Origin of the sequence: Rhodoglobus vestalii, assembly GCF_006788895.1 — a bacterium.
Lineage (GTDB): Bacteria > Actinomycetota > Actinomycetes > Actinomycetales > Microbacteriaceae > Rhodoglobus > Rhodoglobus vestalii.
This window is the reverse complement of record NZ_VFRA01000001.1, coordinates 1,732,045-1,749,304: the sequence shown is the minus strand read 5'-3', so window position 1 is coordinate 1,749,304 and position 17,260 is coordinate 1,732,045. Positions and strand designations below refer to the sequence as shown.

Here is a 17,260-nt window from a genome sequence, read left to right as displayed (position 1 = left end):
ATAGCGGTGGCCATGACTACTTCCACACTCGCCCCCACGGCCCCGATTGGCGGCCCCACTCTCACGCAAAAGCGCGAGCTCGTGACGGCAATTCCCGGACCGCGCTCGCTCGAACTTTTGGAGCGCAAGAAGCAGTCCGTTGCCGCCGCTATTGGCATCACCCTCCCCATCTTCGTTGAAGCAGCAGGTGGGGGCGTTGTTCGCGACGTCGACGGCAACACCCTCATCGACTTCGGCTCCGGCATCGCCGTCACCGGCGTGGGTAACGCGGCCCCCGCCGTTGTCGAAGCCGTCAGCCAGCAGGTCGCCCAGTTCACCCATACCTGCTTCATGATCAACGGTTACGAAAGCTACATTGAGGTCGCCGAGAAGCTCAACGAGATCACCCCTGGCGATCACGACAAGCGCACCGCCCTCTTCAACTCCGGCGCCGAAGCCGTCGAAAACGCCGTCAAGGTTGCCCGCTACTTCACCGGCAAGCAGGCGGTTGTTGCCTTCGATCACGGCTACCACGGGCGCACCAACCTCACGATGGCGCTCACCTCCAAATCGATGCCATACAAGAGTGGATTTGGGCCGTTCGCCTCCGAAATCTACCGCGCCCCCATGTCTTACCCGTTCCGTGACGGCGGAATCACCGGCGAACAAGCCGCTGCCCGCGCCATCCTGCAAATCGAGAAGCAGATCGGCGCCACCAACCTAGCCGCCATCATCATTGAGCCCATCCAGGGTGAAGGTGGCTTCGTTGAACCCGCCCCCGGATTCCTGCCCGCACTGCTCGAATGGTGCACCGCCAACAAGGTGATCTTCATTGCCGACGAAGTGCAAACCGGTTTCGCCCGCACCGGTGACCTCTTCGCCTCCAACCACGAAAACCTGGTTCCCGACCTCATCGTGACCGCCAAAGGCATCGCCGGCGGCCTGCCGCTCTCGGCCGTCACCGGCCGTGCCGACGTCATGGATGCCGCCCACGTCGGCGGCCTCGGCGGAACCTACGGCGGAAACCCCATCGCCTGCGCCGCAGCGCTCGCCACCATCCGCACCTTCCAAGAGACCGGCGCCATCCAGCGCGCCCGCGACATCGGAACCATCTTCCGTGGCCGCCTCAACGGACTCCGCGCCGGCGACCCCCGCATCGGAGACGTGCGCGGCCGGGGCGCCATGATCGCCATGGAACTCGTCGACCCCACGACAAAAGAACCCGACGCCGCCCTCACCTCGAAAGTAGCGGCCGCATGCCACGCCGCCGGCGTCATCGTGCTGACCTGCGGAACCTATGGAAACGTCATCCGGTTCCTGCCGCCACTGTCGATTTCTGACGAACTCATCGCCGACGGCCTCAACGTCGTGCGCGACGCCCTCGCCAACGCTTAACTTTCGGCTGCTGAGTCCGAGCACAGCCAACGCTGTTTGACTGAGCACGCCAATTTCACCACTCCGAAAGGTGCACCCCCATGAGCCACTCCACTGAAACCCAGCTTCTCAACGCTGTTCCAAATCAGCTCTTCATCGGCGGTCAGTGGGTTGCAGCTTCAGGCAACAAGATGCTCGACGTGACCGACCCCGCTACTGGTAAGGTCATCCGCAGCATTTCGGACGCTTCAGCTGGCGACGGAATGCGTGCCCTCGACGCTGCGGTTGCGGCTCAGGATGCCTGGGCCGCAACGCCTGCCCGTGAGCGTGGCGAAATTCTGCGCCGTACCTTCGATCTCGTCCAGAAGCACCGCGATGACATCGCCCTGCTGATGACACTCGAGATGGGTAAGCCGCTCGCGGAGGCCAACGGTGAGGTCACCTATGGTGGCGAGTTCTTGCGCTGGTTCAGCGAAGAGGCTGTGCGCATTTCGGGTCGCTTCGGCAACACGCCTGAGGGCACCGGCCGCATGATTGTGTCGCAGCGCCCGGTGGGGCCCTGCTTCCTTATTACGCCGTGGAACTTTCCGCTCGCAATGGCTACCCGCAAGATTGCTCCAGCGCTGGCCGCAGGCTGCACGGTCGTCGTGAAGCCTGCCGCGCTCACGCCGCTCAGCACCCTGTTCCTCGCGAAACTCTTCGAAGAGGCCGGCCTTCCTGCCGGCGTGCTCAACGTTGTGACGACCTCCAGCTCCTCTGAGGTGTCGGAGCCGATCATCGCCGACTCGCGGCTGCGCAAGCTCTCCTTCACCGGTTCCACGCCGGTCGGCAAGGCGCTCATCAAACAGGCGTCCGAGAATGTCTTGCGTACGTCGATGGAACTCGGCGGCAATGCCCCGTTCGTGGTCTTCGACGATGCTGACCTCGACAAGGCCGTCGATGGGGCGATGGCCGCGAAGTTCCGCAACATCGGTCAGGCCTGCACTGCAGCAAACCGTTTCATCGTGCACAGCTCGGTTGCGGCCGAGTTCGCCGAAAAGGTCGCCGCCCGCGTCGCCGACATGAAGATCGGTCGCGGCACCGAAGATGGCGTCACCATCGGCCCACTCATCAATGACAAGGCCGTCGACAAGGCAGACGAGTTGGTTCAGGATGCCGTGAAGCGCGGCGCGACTCTCGTCTCCGGCGGCAAGCGCGTTGAGGGTGAAGGAAGCTTCTATGAGCCCACGATCGTCTCGGGTGTTCCGGCTGACAGCGACATCCTGCGGGAAGAAATTTTTGGCCCGGTTGTCTCCATCGTTGAGTTCACCGACGAAGCTGAGGGCGTGCGCTTGGCGAACGACACCGAATATGGTCTCGTCTCGTACGTGTTCACCGAAAGCTTGGCGCGCGGAAACCGGATGATTGACGCCCTCGATACCGGAATGATGGGCCTCAACGTGGGCGTGCTCTCCAACGCGGCTGCCCCCTTCGGTGGCGTCAAGCAGTCCGGCATCGGTCGCGAGGGTGGCTCGGAGGGTATCCACGAGTACCTCTCCCCCAAGTACACACTCGTCCCCAACAGCTAGCGCGCCGGAGCGCTCGGCCTGGTTGGGCACTCAGTCGGGCCGGGCGCTCAGTTACGATTGCCCCATGTCGGAGCACCTCTTTAGCGCACTGCGCCGCTGGCCAGACATCGAAGCTCCCAACCTTTTTGCTGTCGACGCGAGCGATCGCCTGATCCTTGATGAGGCCGAATCGCAGTTGGCCGACATTCAACCGGGTGAGCTCGTGATCATGGGCGATAACTATGGGGCGCTCACGCTCGGTGCTGCTGCGCTGCATGGTTGCACCGGCATCCGCGTCTTTCAGGATTCGTTGGTGGGAGAACTCGCCCTCGCGTCGAATGCCGGCGACCTTGCTGACCGCTATCGAACACACACCCTCGACCGGGCTTTACTCGCCGACGCACGACTCGTTCTTCTGCAGTTGCCGCGGAGCCTTGCGGAGCTCGACGAATGGGCGCAAGCGATTGCCCGCTTTGCCGCCCCCGATGTCACTGTCATTGCTGGTGGTCGCATCAAACACATGACTCTCGCGATGAACGAGGTACTCGTCCGCTCCTTCGACGTAGTGAACGTCGGCCGGGCACGCCAAAAGTCACGCACCCTCACCGCGATGGGTGCACGCCGCAGCCTGGAACGCCCGCGCTACCCCGCAACCTCGGTCTTGCGCGAACCCGAGATCCCCGTTGTTGAGTTAGCTGTCAGCGCCCACGGTGGCGCCTTTGCCGGCGCAACTCTCGACATCGGCACACGTTTCTTGCTTACCTTCCTGCCCGAGATGAAGTCGGATGCTGCAAGCGCGATCGACCTCGGCAGCGGCACCGGAGTGCTCGCCGCTTCGCTCGCTCTTGCCCGGCCCGACCTGCACGTGGTGGCGATCGACCAGTCCACCGCTGCTGTTGCGTCGACGCGCGAAACCGCCAATGCGAACGGTGTCGGCGCGCGCATTGACGCTTTTCGCGAAGACGCCCTCACCGAACGCCCCACCGCGAGCGCCGACCTCATCGTCTGCAACCCGCCCTTTCACAGCGGAGCCACCGTGCACGCCGCTGTTGCTTTGCGGATGCTGGCTGACGCCCGCCGCGTACTCAAACCCGGCGGCGAACTGTGGGTGGTTTTCAATACCTACCTCGGGTATCGCGACTACCTGAACCGCACTGTCGGGCCCACCCGCCAGGCCGGACGCAACAGCAAATTCACCGTCGCCGTTTCGGTGCGCGCGTAGCGCGCTGGTTGCCGGCGGCATGCGCTCTGCCGCACTCGCGCATTGCGCTGCTCGCTCGATTTAGGGTGTCCCGTCACTAACGACGTGCTCCCGAAATCGGCCGCGAAGTTAAGAGACGTGATTATAAGAATCTGCGTCTCGCAGTCATTCACGACAGCGCACGAAAGTCGCGTGTGGCGGGTGAGGCGTCCCTAGGGTTGCAAGACTTTCTTCGCGGGCACTATCGGCCTACGTATAGAGACGGCCCGTCCGTCAGTTTGACTTGACAAAATGTTGGTTGTCAAACCAAACTGACAGTATGGAATCAAGCGATCTAGACGAGCAATTTCATATCGCCGCTCCGGCAATCGGGCTGCGCGCGGTCGGTGCGTTGCACCGTCTGGCTGAACGTGTTGAGGCAATGCATGTTGCTGAGGCGCGGTACGAAGGTTGGTCGTGGGAACAGATCGGCGACGCCCTCGGGGTCACGCGTCAGTCCGTTCACCTGAAGCATGGAAGGCCGAGGAACGATGTTTGAGAAGTTTGCACAGACCGCCCGGAGCGCAGTCGGGGACGCAAGGTTTGAGGCGGGACGCCGCGGGGATCGACGTATCGGCACCGACCATCTGCTGCTCGCGCTTCTACGCGACGAGGATCTGGCAAGAGCCGTCGGCGTTGACGCCGATAGCGTCGCCGAAGCCGCCGACGAACTGGACCGCGGAGCACTCAGGTCAATCGGGTTAGAACTCAGCGTCTACAAACCGGCTGCCAACGTCGTGCTCCAGAAGCGGGCTCCTTTCACCGCGGGCGCCAAGGCCGTTCTTCAGCAAACCCTTGCGCACGCGTCGGCGGAGAAAGCGCGAACAATCACCTCACGACACATCATGCTCGCGCTGCTTGATCGACAAGCGCCCGACCCAGTCTTCGCACTTTTCGAGTCGCTCTCTATCGAGCCGCAGGAAGTTAGCGATCGACTGACCGCGGAAACCTGGCGCTGACCGGCTCGGGTGTCACGACTATTCAAATTGACCATCCATCACCGATACGCCGCTTGTCCAACGATGACGGATGACCAAATTCGAGGAGAGGGAAGAGAAGCAATGGCCACGAGCATTCAAGCAGGAATTGCCAGAAATAAGTGGTACGCCCAGCTCGCCCGAATCCCAGGAGTGCACTTTGTGGAACGTCCGCTTCGCGGTGGCGGATCGTTCCAGTTGAGCTACACCCGCACCGGGCCCAAGTGCGGACTCCCCGTCTTGGTCTTCGTCGGCGGCCCGGGTCTCGCGTCGGTGGTTCCCTATCAGGGGTTGAGGACAAAGGGCACAAGACTGGGCCTAGATCTTGTCATGATGGAACATCGTGGAGTAGGCCTCTCTCGCACAGACACCACAGGTGCCGATATCACACACGCTCACATCACGATCACTGATGTGATTGATGATGCAGCAGCGATCCGTGCAGCGGAAGGGCTCGATCAGGTCGTCGTCTATGGGACTTCATACGGAAGTTACCTAGCGCAAGGGTTCGGCGTGAAGAACCCCGAGCTAGTCGCCGGAATGATCCTTGACTCGGCGATGACCGGCACCGGGTTCGAAGAGGCTTCAATCCGTGAACTTTACTCCTTGTTCTGGGACGGGACCGCCGTCACCCGTACCCACGCTGATGCTGTCCGACGGCTCGTCGAGAAGGGTGTGGTTGACCCCCAAGAGATGTTCGCCTTGCAGTTTCTTTACGAGCTCGGCGGTCCGCGTATGGTGCACCGCATGCTCTCCCTCCTCGAAGTAGGACGGGGAAAGCGCCTCTGGGGGCGAATCAATCGGCTCGGTTCACGCGAGGTTACGAAGGTGAACCGTTCCCACTGCGCTAAGCACTCCCCTCATTCGCCTGGCCCACGGTTGTCATCTCCGGCGACCACGACATCCGCACCCCGCGACCTGTTGCAGAGCAGATCGTTGCGCTTGTTCCGGACGCCGTCCTGATCCCTGTCCGCAGCCACGGCCACAGCGTGCTCGATGTTCAGAACGAGCTCGCCCTCGCAGTCATGCGGGCGGTGACCACAAGCATCGGCGATACCGGGGCCCTCGACAGAAACCGACTGCCAACTGATGCGACCGGCAAGCCAAACCTGATGAAGGCAATCGTCGCCACGGCCCTCGGCATCGCCAGGTTTCTCCCCAGTGGCCTCAGCTGAAAACTGGATAGATAAACCCGTCAATGGTATTCGCCGCGATGTGTGCGGCAACCCGCCGGCGACCCCGCCGGTCCAGACCGCGATAGCTGCCGAGGTGCTCAGATCAGTGCATCTAAGCGATCAGGTTGCGCAATCTGTGGCATAACCTGAGTGCCTCAAAACGCGGGAGGTACGACACGCAACAACGCAAGAACACCGCCATCAGGCGACGAAAGCCACAATGAAGGTCGCAGATCTCTACATGTGGACCCGCCATCCTTACTGCCGGGGCCGGGGCAAGGACCAGTTACGCCGCATATCTCCCAGCAAGGCGGTGGCATGGACGATTGGGCGACGGAGTAGGAATCGTATTGATACGGTGATGGCTTATGAGTTCACCTTTGCCGAGTGCGATAGAAATGGCGCACTGGACTCTCACAGCTCAGCATCCGCTTCGAAGGCCTTGACCCGACTAAACCGTTCGTCGACGCCTCGGTGCTCTCCCACCCCCTCTTCGAGAGCGACGTGGCCGCGTTGGGCGCCGCCGCCGTTGAGGTCTTTGGTTCTTTTGATCCTCACTACTTGCGAATGTGGAGTGCCGCTCCCACGGATGCTTTCGTCGGCACCCACTGCGACAGGCGGTTCTTGGCCGCTCCGGTGCGTAATCTTGTTGCCGATGGCAGGGAGAACATTCCGGTCGAGTTGTCGCTCACAGCGGCCACGGACCTGTCCGGCTGGGACGCGGCCGCCGCCGCGTATGACGCGGTCGACGCTGAGCATCCCGGACACTCTGAACAGGCCCAGATCGCAGACGCAGAGGGCTTCCAGCAAAGCATCGACGCAGGCACACTGTTCGACATCATCGTTGACGACTCCTGGGCAGGCTGGATCGGCGTGACCACCGAAACAAGCTCGTCACTGGGTCTACCGTGTTACGAAGTGGTGGAAATCATCTTGTCTCCCCAGCACCGAGGGCACGGCTACGGCCCCCACCTGAACCGACTGTTGGCCCACGAACTGCCTGACCGTGAGTGGATATTGATGGGCACGATCCACGCCTCCAACCGAGGTGCTCTGGAGGCAGCGCGCCGAGTTGGCCGTGACGACGTCGGTGGTTGGCTCCAGCTTCCTCTTTGATGCGTCCTTCGCCGAGCCACCGGTATGCGGTTGCCCGCGACACCCCCGCGGCCCGCGCAGCGACCGACGTCGGCCGACCCTCGTCCAACCCTTTCCAGAACGCCAACCGAACACTCAACGGAGACCACGGTCTACCCATCGACAACACCCACTACAACTCAGGGCGCTGCACTCACCAACTGAATTCGCCGATAAAAACAGAAAGGGACAAAAGAACAGTTGGAGAAGGATGCAAAAATAGGAATATGGGCGTGTTAATGTCCGCTCGCAGAGCCGAACCGATACTCCTGACCATTCACTCCAGAAAGCTCAGCCAATTCCAAGACGGGCCCTCACAAGCGAAAGAGGCGCGGAGTCTGCATCAGTTCAGTTCGACAGGTTCGATCGTAATCGTCCAGCATGAGACGCCTTTCATAAGATCGGTTCGTCTCATCTAGCAGCCCATCTAGACAGTTTCTGAGTAAACGTAAGCATCGCGGTGGCTTTTCCGCACGATCAGTGTGAGCATGGAAAGACGGGCATGCGCCGAGAACGCGCCCCAGTCGGGGAGCGAAACAACGCGACTTACATGCCCTCGATCGAAGGAGTGAAAATGGCTACCCAATTCGAAGGTAAAACAGCATTAGTTACCGGTGGCGGTTCTGGCATCGGTAAAGGCGTGGCCCTCGCGCTGGCCGTTGAGGGCGCAAACGTGGTCGTGAATGATCTCACGCTTGAATCCGCGCAAGCTACCGTGGACGATATTGTCTCGGCAGGCGGGACTGCCACTACATCCGTCGGCGACGTCGGAAAACCCGACGATGTCAAGGCCGCAGTAGACACAGCAGTTCGAGAATACGGCGCCCTGCATCTTGCATTCAACAACGCCGGTATCGGCGGGCCGCAGGGCCCAATTGAAGACATGGATCTCAATGAATACCTGAAGTTAATGGATGTGAACCTCCACTCCGTGTTCTACGGCATGCATTTTCAGGTGCCGGAGATGCTGAAAGCCGGGGGCGGATCAATCGTGAATACTTCCTCGATTCTCGGTTTGGTCGGCGAAGCAATGGCCATTCCCTACGTGACGGCGAAGCACGGTGTGGCCGGCATGACCAAGGGGACGGCGCTCGCGTACGCCAGCCAAGGAATCCGCGTCAACTCGGTGCACCCCGGCTACATCGAGACACCGCTATTGGACAATGCACCACAGGAGATGCGTGATGGCCTCGTTGCACTGCACCCGATTGGACGTTTGGGCTCTGTCGAAGAGGTTGCGGACGTTGTTCTTTTCCTGCTCTCCGACAAGGCAAGCTTCGTGACCGGCGCGCAGTACACAGTGGACGGCGGTTACACAAGTCGGTAGCCGACCCGCATCATGAGTGCAAGTACGATCCGGCGAGAAATCAGAACCCTTACCAGCCATCTTGCTCGCGGCGGCCGGGTCATCCCGTGTGGGCTCAACTACTTCCTCACGAAACAGTGGCCCTAACTCCATATCCACCAACCGGGGGCAAGGCCAAGTCGGGCGATCGCCTGGCGATATTTTGCTGTGCTCCGGGGAGGCGGATTGAAGCTGCCAAACGACACTGCAAGCTGCCCGCAGGTCCATGACCGTACGCAGTTTCGGACGCTCACCACAGCGCGGTTAAGAGCCGATTTCAACTCGGGACGGGCGCCCTCAGAGGATCGTCTATCGCGATTCGTAAATCTCTCGTCGGTGACCCACCCGGAGGACGAGAATTAGCAGTTCGTCGTCACGGATTTCGTAGATGATGCGATAGTCCCCCGTTCGCACTCGCCATTCGCCGGCGCCTCCAACGAGTTGGATCGCCTTGGGTGGTCGTGGGTTGGCCCCTAGTAGCTCAATTGCGGCTTGGACTCTGCGCCGAACTTGTGGGTCGAACTTGTGTAGTTGCCGTTCCGCGGCGGGCGCGATCGTCACCGAGTACGTCATACGAGGCCAAGATCTGCCTTCACTTGATCCCAGGGCGTGGGTTCCACCTGCGTGCGTTGCATCTCTTGGCGTGATTCCTGCGCCGCACGAATATCCGCCATATCTTCAGCCAAGTCGATCAGGCGCTCTAGGTCGTCTGCGTCGATGACGGCAGCGACGCGGCGTCCTCGACGCGAGAGGAAGACGGGTTCGTGATCCCTGTGAGCGCGGTTGATGATCGCGGCGAGTTGGTTACGTGCGTCTGAGACGCTGAGTGGCTCGGTAACAGACATGGTAAGAGGGTACATCTAAACACTAAACTGTACAACTCACGCCGTTGCTGTACATTCAGTTGACTCTGGTTTGCGACCGGCCAGCTCCGGGGCGAACTCGGCCACCATCGCCAAAACGTTGAATAGCAGACGTCCGACCGGGTCGGGCGGATTAACGCCGGCTATCGGTCGATCACCGGGCGGCTTTTCAGGTGATCGGGAGAGTGCTATCAACATCGGATTTCGACGTTGATCAAGTGCCCGCACGGGCACCTCGAGCGTTACAGGTACTTCGGTGGCGGGCGCGACAACTGTCGTGCATCTCACGATCGTCTCCGACTTGAGACCGCGCACAATCGCCGTCAACGAATTGATTGGGCGACCATTGGCAGTGGTTTTGATCGGACATCGGAACGGGTCGCGCGAAGCGGACTCATTATTCTGGCGGTGACCGCAACTTTGACGGCGCGCACTGGCCGTGGCGACCTCAACATCAGCGACGAAAGCTCTACCGATGTGACCGTCCCAACGGGGACGAAGTGATCACGGTCGCCGCATTGGACTGTGCCAGCATCCTCGGTTCCGGCTGCACCCAGGAGACGTCATCGTCGAGTTCAACTCAGGCCAAAAGGTTGTCGTCTTCGGGCGCGTACCGAAGTTCTTCGCTGAACCATCCCTCCGCGGGACGGTGTTTACCGACACAACATTTTGAGTCGCAATAGGATCGCCGACCGCATGCTTTCCCGGTACAGAGGACGGCGGCGGGGCGGCGACCTAAGTGCAGGTTCAGTTGTCGATGGTGTCGTCGTTCCAGGTGGGATGCGATCGTCGTGCCATCGCGATGAGGGCGAACACCGCGCCCATAGCCCCACCGACTGCACCGCCGCCAAGCGCACCGCGCAAGAAGCTCTCGCCAGCGCCGACGGTCATATCAATCTCCGGCACCGGGATCACACCGTGGCCGGTCGAGACGGCGAAGATCATCGCCGCCATGACGAGCACGATACCGCCGAAGGTGACGACGGCGATGGTCGTCCGCGAACGCGCCGACGCCCGGCCGGCCAGCTCGGCGACGTCGATCCGCCGCGCGGTCGAAGACGCCGTTGTTCCGCTTCATCCTGTTTCCCCTGTCATCTCGTGGACCTCGATAAAAAAGTCCTCCATAGAACTCCCCTCGGGTGATGGCGCAAGTGTGATCGACGTTGACAGGGCGCCCGCAGGGGATTTACAAACGGCACGATTTGCGATGACTTGACCGACATTTGCAATAAGAAATTGGGTGGAGTTGGCCGATAGGTGCCGGTGTCCTGCGATCACTCGGTGTCGCAGTCAGGGGCGTTTCCGTCGTGAACCCCAAGGGTTCCAACACACGATGAGCCCGAGAACTCCGAATATGCTGTTATCAATAGGGCATGACAATAACTGAGGCTCAAGCAGATGTCCGTCGAATCTACCGTGGTGGATATAGCGGCCCGCTCGTATCGGCCATTCTCTGGGTGGCCGCAAATGCCGTCTACTTTCTCGTGTCGCCGGGCGCAGCGATGGCCACGCTGTTCTTCGGAGGAATGCTGATCTTCCCGCTCTCCGCAGTGATCCTGAAACTAGTGACCGGCGAGGGTCCACTTCCGAAGGGTCACCCCTCGACTGCCTTAGCCATGCAATCCGCATTCACCGTTCCCCTTGGACTACTCGTCGCCATCGCGTTGGGGACTTACGCTCCCGAGCTGTTCTTCCCGGCATCGCTGATCATCGTCGGCGCCCACTACCTGACGTTCATCTCGCTGTACGGAATGAAATCGTTCGGAGTGATTGCGGGCGCGCTCGTGCTCCTAGGAACCATCGCAATCTTCTTCATGCCCTCGCTAGGGCCGGTTAGCGGCTGGATCGGCGCGGGCATATTCGCTGTTTTCGTGCCCATTCTGCATCTGGGAGGGAAGCCAGCCACTCGATGAGCTGGGCTTTCATTTTCCGCTGAGAACAAACCAACGCATCCCGAACACGGATCTTCACACCAGTGGGCAACTCGGCACATCCATCAAGACGCGTTTTTAGCCACAACTAAAGGGGCCATATCCAAGGCTATTGACATAATCTTGGATATGCCGGCCCAATGGCACAGCAAAAGCATCCATTGGACAACGTCGAATCGGTGCGGACTGCCACCGAATATGAGTCTCGACCATGGTCGCGCTCCGGCCACGAAGCCGGATCACGCCGACAAACCCGCGCGGCCCTTGGCCCCTGTGACGCCGCCGTGCCACCGTTCATTGCCCAGCTTTCCCCAAGCCTGCCCAACGATCTAATTGCGCTGGCAGATGACGTCGGCCGAGAGCTTACGAGGTTTGATGCCCAAGTGGGTGCCTTGACGGCACCATTTGCCTCGATCCTGCTGCGCTCAGAAAGCGCCTCGAGTTCTGAAGTCGAGAACCTCACCTCCAGCGCTCAGCAAGTCGCCCTGGCCGAGATCGGCGATGCGTCGTCTGGCAACGCCCAGTTGGTGGTGGGCAACGTTGCCGCAATGACGGCTGCGATCGATCTGGCAGACGACCTCAACCCGGAGGCGATCCTCACGATGCACCGGGCGCTGCTCGAGAAGTCGAATCCGGGCATCGTGGGCTCCTGGCGCAGTGATCAGGTCTGGATCGGCGGAGGCTCCATCTCCCCTCACAACGCTGACTTCATTCCCCCTCACCATGACAGGGTGCCGGCGCTGATGGATGACATCATGCAGTTCGCACGACGTACTGATCTTCCCGTGATCGCACAGCTCGCGATCGCCCACGCGCAGTTTGAAACCATCCACCCGTTCCCCGATGGCAATGGTCGTGCCGGCCGGGCTGCTGGGCGATACCGAAGGCTACTTCCGAGCCTTGACTGCCTACCGCCGCGGTGACGTTCGCGCCATCATCGAGACCATCTGTGATGCTGCATTCGCCGCCATCAACAACGGCCGCGCGCTGGAGAGTCAGATCGTCGCCATCGCCACCGGCTGGGATCACGCCATCCAGGCGCGTAGTGATTCTTCGGTGCACAGACTGAAAAACCTGCTTCTGCGCCAACCAGTTGTCACCGTCGCGATCGTCGCGCGCGCTCTCGGCGTGAGCGACTCAGCAGCATACACCTCCATCGTTAAGCTGGTCGAGACCGGGATCCTGCTTCAGTCAACCGCCGGTCGCCGCAACAGGCATTGGCGGGCCACGGAAGTCTTGAGCGCCCTCGACGAGTTCGGTGCTCGCGCCCGCCGTCGACGTGCTGGGCGCTGACGCACGCGCTCTGTGCCGGTGCCGGTGCCGGTGCCGGTGCCGGTGCAGCCCCCGGTCCACCGACTTCATCGCACGGAAACTAGGGCCGCTCTTTTCCGATGGTACTGCCGTGGATCTAACACTTATAGCCTATAGGTGCTATCGTCATGGCATTAGCGGTGGGAGAACTATGCCGTACGACATCCAGAAGCAGCAGGCGACTTTCGGCGAGCACCTTCGCTCGTGGCGCATGGTGCAAGGGCTCACCGCCCAGCAGGTCTGCGAGCGCGCCGATATTTCCTTGACAACACTGCGCAAGCTGGAACGGGGCCAAGGAAATGTACGTCTCGAAAGCGCGCTACAGGTCGCGCGGGCTCTGGGCATCCTCGACAGCATCGCTGCTGCAACAGACCCATTGCGCACGGATCTTGGCCGCGCGCGCGCCAATCTCCTGAATCGAAAGCGCGCCCGATGACTGACGTCACAGTGCATGTGAACCGTGACGGTCGGCCGGTTCTCGCTGGCACCGCGCATTTCACTCGCGAGCGACAGAATGTCACGACAACATTCACCTACGAGTCCAGCTACCTCGCAAACCCGAGGAACCGGCAAATGGACCCCGCGCTGCCCCTCCTCACGGGAAATCAGTACGTAGCGACCATGCCCGGAGTATTTGGAGATAGTGCACCCGACAGATGGGGCCGGAACCTTCTGACGCGAAGAGAACGCCAACTTGCTGTGGAAGAAAGCAGGACAGCTCGCACGTTCGATGCCGTGGACTTCCTCCTTGGCGTGAACGATGACACTCGGCAGGGTGCACTGCAATTTTCGATGGCCGGAAGCGCCGAGATGCTTTCTCCCCGAACCGATGTGCCGAGACTCGTCGCACTACCCGCGCTACTCCGGGCCAGCGACGCTGTGTCTATGGGCAGCGACGGCATCGATGCATACAAGATACTTCTCGCTGCGGGAACCGCGTCACTCGGTGGTGCACGGCCGAAAGCGTCCGTTCGTTTAGCTAACGGAGCGCTCGCCATCGCCAAATTTCCGCACGCCCACGATGAGTGGGATGTGATGGCGTGGGAAGCTCTCTCCCTCGACCTCGCCGAACTTGCCGGAATCACTGTTCCCCACCGCCAACTCGTGAAGGTAGGCGACCGGCATGTGCTTCTTGTGGAGCGCTTTGATCGCGTCGGCACATCTCGCGTCGGCTACATGAGCGCCATGACGATGATGGAAGCGCACGATGGCGCGTCAGGTGACTACATCGATCTGGCAGACAAGCTCGCTGACCACTCAGCAGCACTCGGCGACGACCGTCGGGAGCTATTCGACCGAGCGGTACTGAACGTCGCCCTGCACAACACCGACGATCACCTACGAAACCACGGGCTAATCGATAGCGTCGGAGGGTGGATGCTCAGCCCCCTCTTCGACGTGAACCCGAACCCGACGGTCGGGGAGGGTCGCGCCACTTCCCTCGCGGGTGCAACCGCGACCGGCGATGAGAGGGCTGGCCTGGTTGAACTCGCCGCTGCATCCGGCATCACGACAGAAGAGAGTCAGGAGCGCATCGCCCGCGTTGTGACGGCTGCCGAATCGTGGCGCGAGGTCGCGAGCAAGCACCAGATTCCTGCCGCAGAGCAACACATGATGGCTGACGTTCTCGAAGACCGAATCGCGATGCTTCGAGACATTTCACAACCGCGCCCCCCGACCTCCGCCGGCGAAACCAATTCGCTACGCGCTGATGCGAATCGCGCCCCACGCCGAAAAACTACCCACAAATCCAACACCGGCTCGTTCGCCCGGCGGCAACAAGCCGGGCCGACAGACGGCTCATCTGACCAGAGCTGAAGCGTGACGGTCAATAGCACTGCTCAGCCGCCCGCAGGGCGATGGCTTCGGTACCGGTGATCACAGTTTTTTCGGCTGCTTACACTCGCCAATTCCGGTTGTTCGCTCGCACCAGCAGTGCGATTCCAACGACGGGGAGCACCAGAAAGGGAAGCAGGATGGCGAGGTGCCAACCCGCAAGACCCGCAAGACCCGCAAAGGGCACCAGTGGGTTCAGGGGATCAGCCGCTGCCTGTGACTGAACCGCTGTAAATATCGTGACCGCCACCGCAACAACGATCGCCGCTGCGAGAGGGGTCAGCCACGCCGTAAGTTTCTCGCGACGTGTCCATGCCGCCGAAAGCGAGATCCACACCAACCCGACAAACGGTCCAACTACCGGGACGATAAATGAGCCAACGATGAGCAGGAGCACGGCGATGATCGAGAGCGTTCGACCGGGTGGTGGTCCGGTCGGAGTGGCCCGCTCAGCATCTGGTGTGGCGGCTTTGGCTTCGGCCGCGATGAAGGCGGGATCACCGAGCCCTTCGATGCGCGAAGCGGCGGCTTCAGCATCGAGTCCGTCGAGCTCCTCGCGAATTCCGGCAACGATTTCCCCGCGCACATCTGGTTCAACACCAGAAAGTGCCGCCTCGAGCTGCGAGAGGTAATCGTGGGTTGCCTGCGGGGTGTCTTTTGTCATGAGCTGTCCTTTCCAACGAGCTGAAGTACGGTTGCGGCGAATGGTTCCCACTGGAGTCGGAACGACTCGAGTTGAGACGCGCCCTGAGCCGTCATCCGGTAGTACTTGCGGACCGGTCCGGACGCAGACGCCTCGTCATATGTGGTCACGAGACCTTGGCTGCGCAGGCGGGCGAGCATCGGGTAGAGCGTGCCGATGCTCGCGATCATTCCGGCAGCGACGAGTCGTTCAGAAAGTTGCCAGCCATACATCGGTTCGCGGGAGAGCAGCCCAAGCACGCAGTATTCGACCACGCCTTTACGAAGCTGAGTACCCACATCCGCTGTCATGCAGTACACGCTACCTTGCAGTGCAGGCTAATGGAAACTGCGCGAGACGCGCGCCTTGCGTTCATCCCGCTCCCCTCACAACACACCTTCGAGAAATGTCATGAAATTTGGGACAAACCGCGCTCGCGTCTTTCACCGGGCGCTGGGGTTGCTGGCGAATAGACATGATGCAGAGGAGGTCGTTGCAGCCGCATTTTTTGAGCTTTGGCGCAAGCGTCGCGCCGTACGACTTGTTAACGGTTCGATTCTTCCGTGGTTGCTGGTCACCACTGTCAACCTGTCACGCAATGCTCGCCGAGCAACGTCACGCAACGAGCGGGTGATGCGCACGCTGCCCAGAACCCAAGCAGTCTCCGCGCCGGATGCCGCAGCCCTAGAAACAAAGGACCACCTCACCAATGCGCTCCAGCGTCTCTCCCCTGCCGACGGGGCGTTGTTTATCTTGACCGCGTCCGAGGACCTGCCGTTGGCTGAAGCTGCCGAGGCAGTCGGCCTTAAACCATCTACCGCGCGGATGCGTCTGCACCGCGCAGTTGCCATTGGGGTGGGCGGATCACACTCGCTGCGGCAACAACCGGCGCGGCTATTGTCATCAACAACCTTCCCGGGACAACCGCGGTTGCCCCGTTGGGAAACCGCGTCACCGTGACGAATACAGGCACTGCGAGCGTCGATCTCGGCGCTATCCCCGCCAACGCCACGGGTGTCATCGTCGACCTGACCTACATTAGTGACACCGGTCAGGTTGCCATGCGCACTATCCCGACGGCAGATTATCCTGGAGGGTCAATGAGCGGGGTGATCTGCTCAACGGGTCACACATCACGCACCGACAACGTCATGGTGCCGGGCGACGGAACGACCTTGATCACGATCGCCGCAGCACCGGGCACGAAATGGACAGCCACTGCTCAGTATGCGACCTCGACGGCAACCGAATGGGGCATTAATGCTCGCGGACAAAGCTACGGAGTCCCTAACGTCAATGGTTTCCCTGATCTGACCTCAATGCGCGCCTCGAATGGCGAGCGGGGATACGTCATCACCCGAGAGCACGACTTCTGGGACGAAGGTTTCATCAACATCTACGAAGCAGATGGAATGACAGTAGCTACGCCCACCACAATCCCTGACGAAAAGACCCGGTGGGTCGACGTCACGTGGGCACTTGAACTGCTTCTGGATGACACGGCGTAGACAAACCGCACTGCACGCGCCTTTTCGAAAGCTGGGAAGGAGCCTCCCGCGATCTCGGGGCAACCCCGTGGCAAACGTTCCGGCGCATCACGTTCCCGCAGTTTCGCAGCGCCTTCGTTGCCGGCGCAATTCTCGCTTTCGCGCTCAGCTTCGACGAGGTGGTCGTCACGATCTTCACCGCCCCACCCGGTGTCGACACCCTCCCGCTGTGGATCATGAACCAGATGGCCCGGCCCAACGAAGCATCCCTCGTCAATGTGGTTGCGACCGTCGTGATTCTGGCCTCGTTCATTCCGGTGTGGGTATCGCAGCGACTCGCCCGCGGGGCAGACGAGCGCGAATAGTAAATACTGCCGCC

The 17,260-nt window shown here is 61.0% G+C and carries 22 protein-coding genes and 2 pseudogenes; 18 read left to right on the top strand and 6 right to left on the bottom strand.

The genetic code is table 11. From position 1 onward, the window contains the following. Positions 1–12: 12 nt before the first annotated feature. The 8 genes from gabT (at position 13) to FB472_RS08475 (ending at position 7,408) form a co-directional block, all read left to right on the top strand. Positions 13–1,374 carry a 4-aminobutyrate--2-oxoglutarate transaminase gene (gabT, locus tag FB472_RS08510; RefSeq protein WP_141990537.1) on the top strand — a complete coding sequence of 454 codons (1,362 nt, stop codon included), beginning with the start codon at positions 13–15 and terminating at the stop codon, positions 1,372–1,374. 80 nt (positions 1,375–1,454) lie between these two features. Then, on the top strand, positions 1,455–2,921 hold the full coding sequence (locus FB472_RS08505) for an NAD-dependent succinate-semialdehyde dehydrogenase (protein ID WP_141990536.1): 1,467 nt from the start codon (positions 1,455–1,457) through the stop codon (positions 2,919–2,921). 64 nt (positions 2,922–2,985) lie between these two features. Continuing rightward, positions 2,986–4,122 carry a class I SAM-dependent methyltransferase gene (locus FB472_RS08500; RefSeq protein ID WP_141990535.1) on the top strand — a complete coding sequence of 379 codons (1,137 nt, stop codon included), beginning with the start codon at positions 2,986–2,988 and terminating at the stop codon, positions 4,120–4,122. Between the two features lie 298 nt (positions 4,123–4,420). Further along, complete coding sequence (locus tag FB472_RS08495) at positions 4,421–4,639, top strand: RNA polymerase sigma factor sigma-70 region 4 domain-containing protein (RefSeq protein WP_141990534.1); 219 nt, start codon at positions 4,421–4,423, stop codon at positions 4,637–4,639. Next, positions 4,632–5,099, top strand: coding sequence for a Clp protease N-terminal domain-containing protein (locus FB472_RS08490; RefSeq protein ID WP_141990533.1), 468 nt, complete (start codon positions 4,632–4,634; stop codon positions 5,097–5,099). The genes FB472_RS08495 and FB472_RS08490 overlap by 8 nt, the downstream gene beginning before the upstream one ends. Positions 5,100–5,201: 102 nt before the next feature. Further along, a complete protein-coding gene (locus FB472_RS08485) occupies positions 5,202–6,080 on the top strand; it encodes an alpha/beta fold hydrolase (protein WP_170192065.1) in 879 nt (292 codons plus the stop codon). Positions 6,081–6,106: 26 nt separating this feature from the next. Next, entirely contained in the window at positions 6,107–6,292 is a 186-nt protein-coding gene (locus tag FB472_RS08480) for a hypothetical protein (protein ID WP_021808336.1), read from the top strand. Positions 6,293–6,796: 504 nt separating this feature from the next. Further along, positions 6,797–7,408 (top strand): GNAT family N-acetyltransferase, encoded by a 612-nt coding sequence (locus FB472_RS08475; protein WP_246078152.1) that lies wholly within the window; start codon positions 6,797–6,799, stop codon positions 7,406–7,408. A gap of 7 nt (positions 7,409–7,415) precedes the next feature. Here FB472_RS08475 and FB472_RS14680 read toward each other — a convergent pair. Then, positions 7,416–7,547 (bottom strand): annotated as a pseudogene (locus tag FB472_RS14680) (IS30 family transposase); the annotation flags it as partial. A 453-nt stretch (positions 7,548–8,000) separates the two neighbouring features. Between FB472_RS14680 and FB472_RS08465 the strand changes: the two are divergent. Then, positions 8,001–8,753 carry an SDR family NAD(P)-dependent oxidoreductase gene (locus tag FB472_RS08465; protein ID WP_141990530.1) on the top strand — a complete coding sequence of 251 codons (753 nt, stop codon included), beginning with the start codon at positions 8,001–8,003 and terminating at the stop codon, positions 8,751–8,753. Between the two features lie 327 nt (positions 8,754–9,080). On the opposite strand, the gene FB472_RS08460 is transcribed toward FB472_RS08465, so the two are convergent. From FB472_RS08460 to FB472_RS08450, 3 genes are all read right to left on the bottom strand, one after another. Next, a complete protein-coding gene (locus FB472_RS08460; protein WP_141990529.1) occupies positions 9,081–9,344 on the bottom strand; it encodes a type II toxin-antitoxin system RelE family toxin in 264 nt (87 codons plus the stop codon). Further along, entirely contained in the window at positions 9,341–9,616 is a 276-nt protein-coding gene (locus FB472_RS08455; protein ID WP_141990528.1) for a type II toxin-antitoxin system Phd/YefM family antitoxin, read from the bottom strand. Before FB472_RS08455 ends, FB472_RS08460 begins: the two co-directional genes overlap by 4 nt. 765 nt (positions 9,617–10,381) lie before the next feature. Continuing rightward, complete coding sequence (locus FB472_RS08450) at positions 10,382–10,588, bottom strand: hypothetical protein (protein WP_141990527.1); 207 nt, start codon at positions 10,586–10,588, stop codon at positions 10,382–10,384. Between FB472_RS08450 and FB472_RS08445 the strand changes: the two genes are divergently transcribed. The 6 genes from FB472_RS08445 to FB472_RS08425 all read left to right on the top strand — a co-directional run bounded on the left by FB472_RS08445 (position 10,587) and on the right by FB472_RS08425 (position 14,694). After that, positions 10,587–10,850: a hypothetical protein gene (locus FB472_RS08445; RefSeq protein WP_141990526.1), complete on the top strand. Its 264-nt coding sequence runs from the start codon at positions 10,587–10,589 to the stop codon at positions 10,848–10,850. The genes FB472_RS08450 and FB472_RS08445 overlap by 2 nt on opposite strands. A 157-nt stretch (positions 10,851–11,007) precedes the next feature. Further along, entirely contained in the window at positions 11,008–11,547 is a 540-nt protein-coding gene (locus FB472_RS08440) for a DUF7010 family protein (RefSeq protein WP_141990525.1), read from the top strand. 158 nt (positions 11,548–11,705) lie between these two features. Continuing rightward, positions 11,706–12,488, top strand: coding sequence for a Fic family protein (locus FB472_RS08435; protein ID WP_246078150.1), 783 nt, complete (start codon positions 11,706–11,708; stop codon positions 12,486–12,488). Further along, positions 12,466–12,858, top strand: a complete 393-nt coding sequence (locus FB472_RS14415; protein ID WP_246078148.1) for a Fic family protein — start codon at positions 12,466–12,468, stop codon at positions 12,856–12,858. Before FB472_RS08435 ends, FB472_RS14415 begins: the two co-directional genes overlap by 23 nt. A gap of 169 nt (positions 12,859–13,027) precedes the next feature. Further along, positions 13,028–13,312, top strand: a complete 285-nt coding sequence (locus FB472_RS08430; RefSeq protein WP_141990524.1) for a helix-turn-helix domain-containing protein — start codon at positions 13,028–13,030, stop codon at positions 13,310–13,312. Beyond that, entirely contained in the window at positions 13,309–14,694 is a 1,386-nt protein-coding gene (locus FB472_RS08425) for a type II toxin-antitoxin system HipA family toxin (protein WP_141990523.1), read from the top strand. Before FB472_RS08430 ends, FB472_RS08425 begins: the two co-directional genes overlap by 4 nt. Positions 14,695–14,773: 79 nt before the next feature. On the opposite strand, the gene FB472_RS08420 is transcribed toward FB472_RS08425, so the two are convergent. After that, entirely contained in the window at positions 14,774–15,376 is a 603-nt protein-coding gene (locus tag FB472_RS08420; protein ID WP_141990522.1) for an HAAS signaling domain-containing protein, read from the bottom strand. After that, entirely contained in the window at positions 15,373–15,705 is a 333-nt protein-coding gene (locus tag FB472_RS08415) for a PadR family transcriptional regulator (RefSeq protein ID WP_141990521.1), read from the bottom strand. Before FB472_RS08415 ends, FB472_RS08420 begins: the two co-directional genes overlap by 4 nt. Before the next feature lie 100 nt (positions 15,706–15,805). Between FB472_RS08415 and FB472_RS08410 the strand changes: the two genes are divergently transcribed. The 3 genes and pseudogenes from FB472_RS08410 to FB472_RS08400 all read left to right on the top strand — a co-directional run. Further along, positions 15,806–16,354, top strand: a complete 549-nt coding sequence (locus FB472_RS08410) for an RNA polymerase sigma factor (protein ID WP_141990520.1) — start codon at positions 15,806–15,808, stop codon at positions 16,352–16,354. After that, a complete protein-coding gene (locus FB472_RS08405) occupies positions 16,351–16,902 on the top strand; it encodes a hypothetical protein (RefSeq protein WP_141990519.1) in 552 nt (183 codons plus the stop codon). The genes FB472_RS08410 and FB472_RS08405 overlap by 4 nt, the downstream gene beginning before the upstream one ends. Before the next feature lie 50 nt (positions 16,903–16,952). Then, positions 16,953–17,246 (top strand): annotated as a pseudogene (locus FB472_RS08400) (ABC transporter permease); the annotation flags it as partial. Positions 17,247–17,260: the final 14 nt, after the last annotated feature.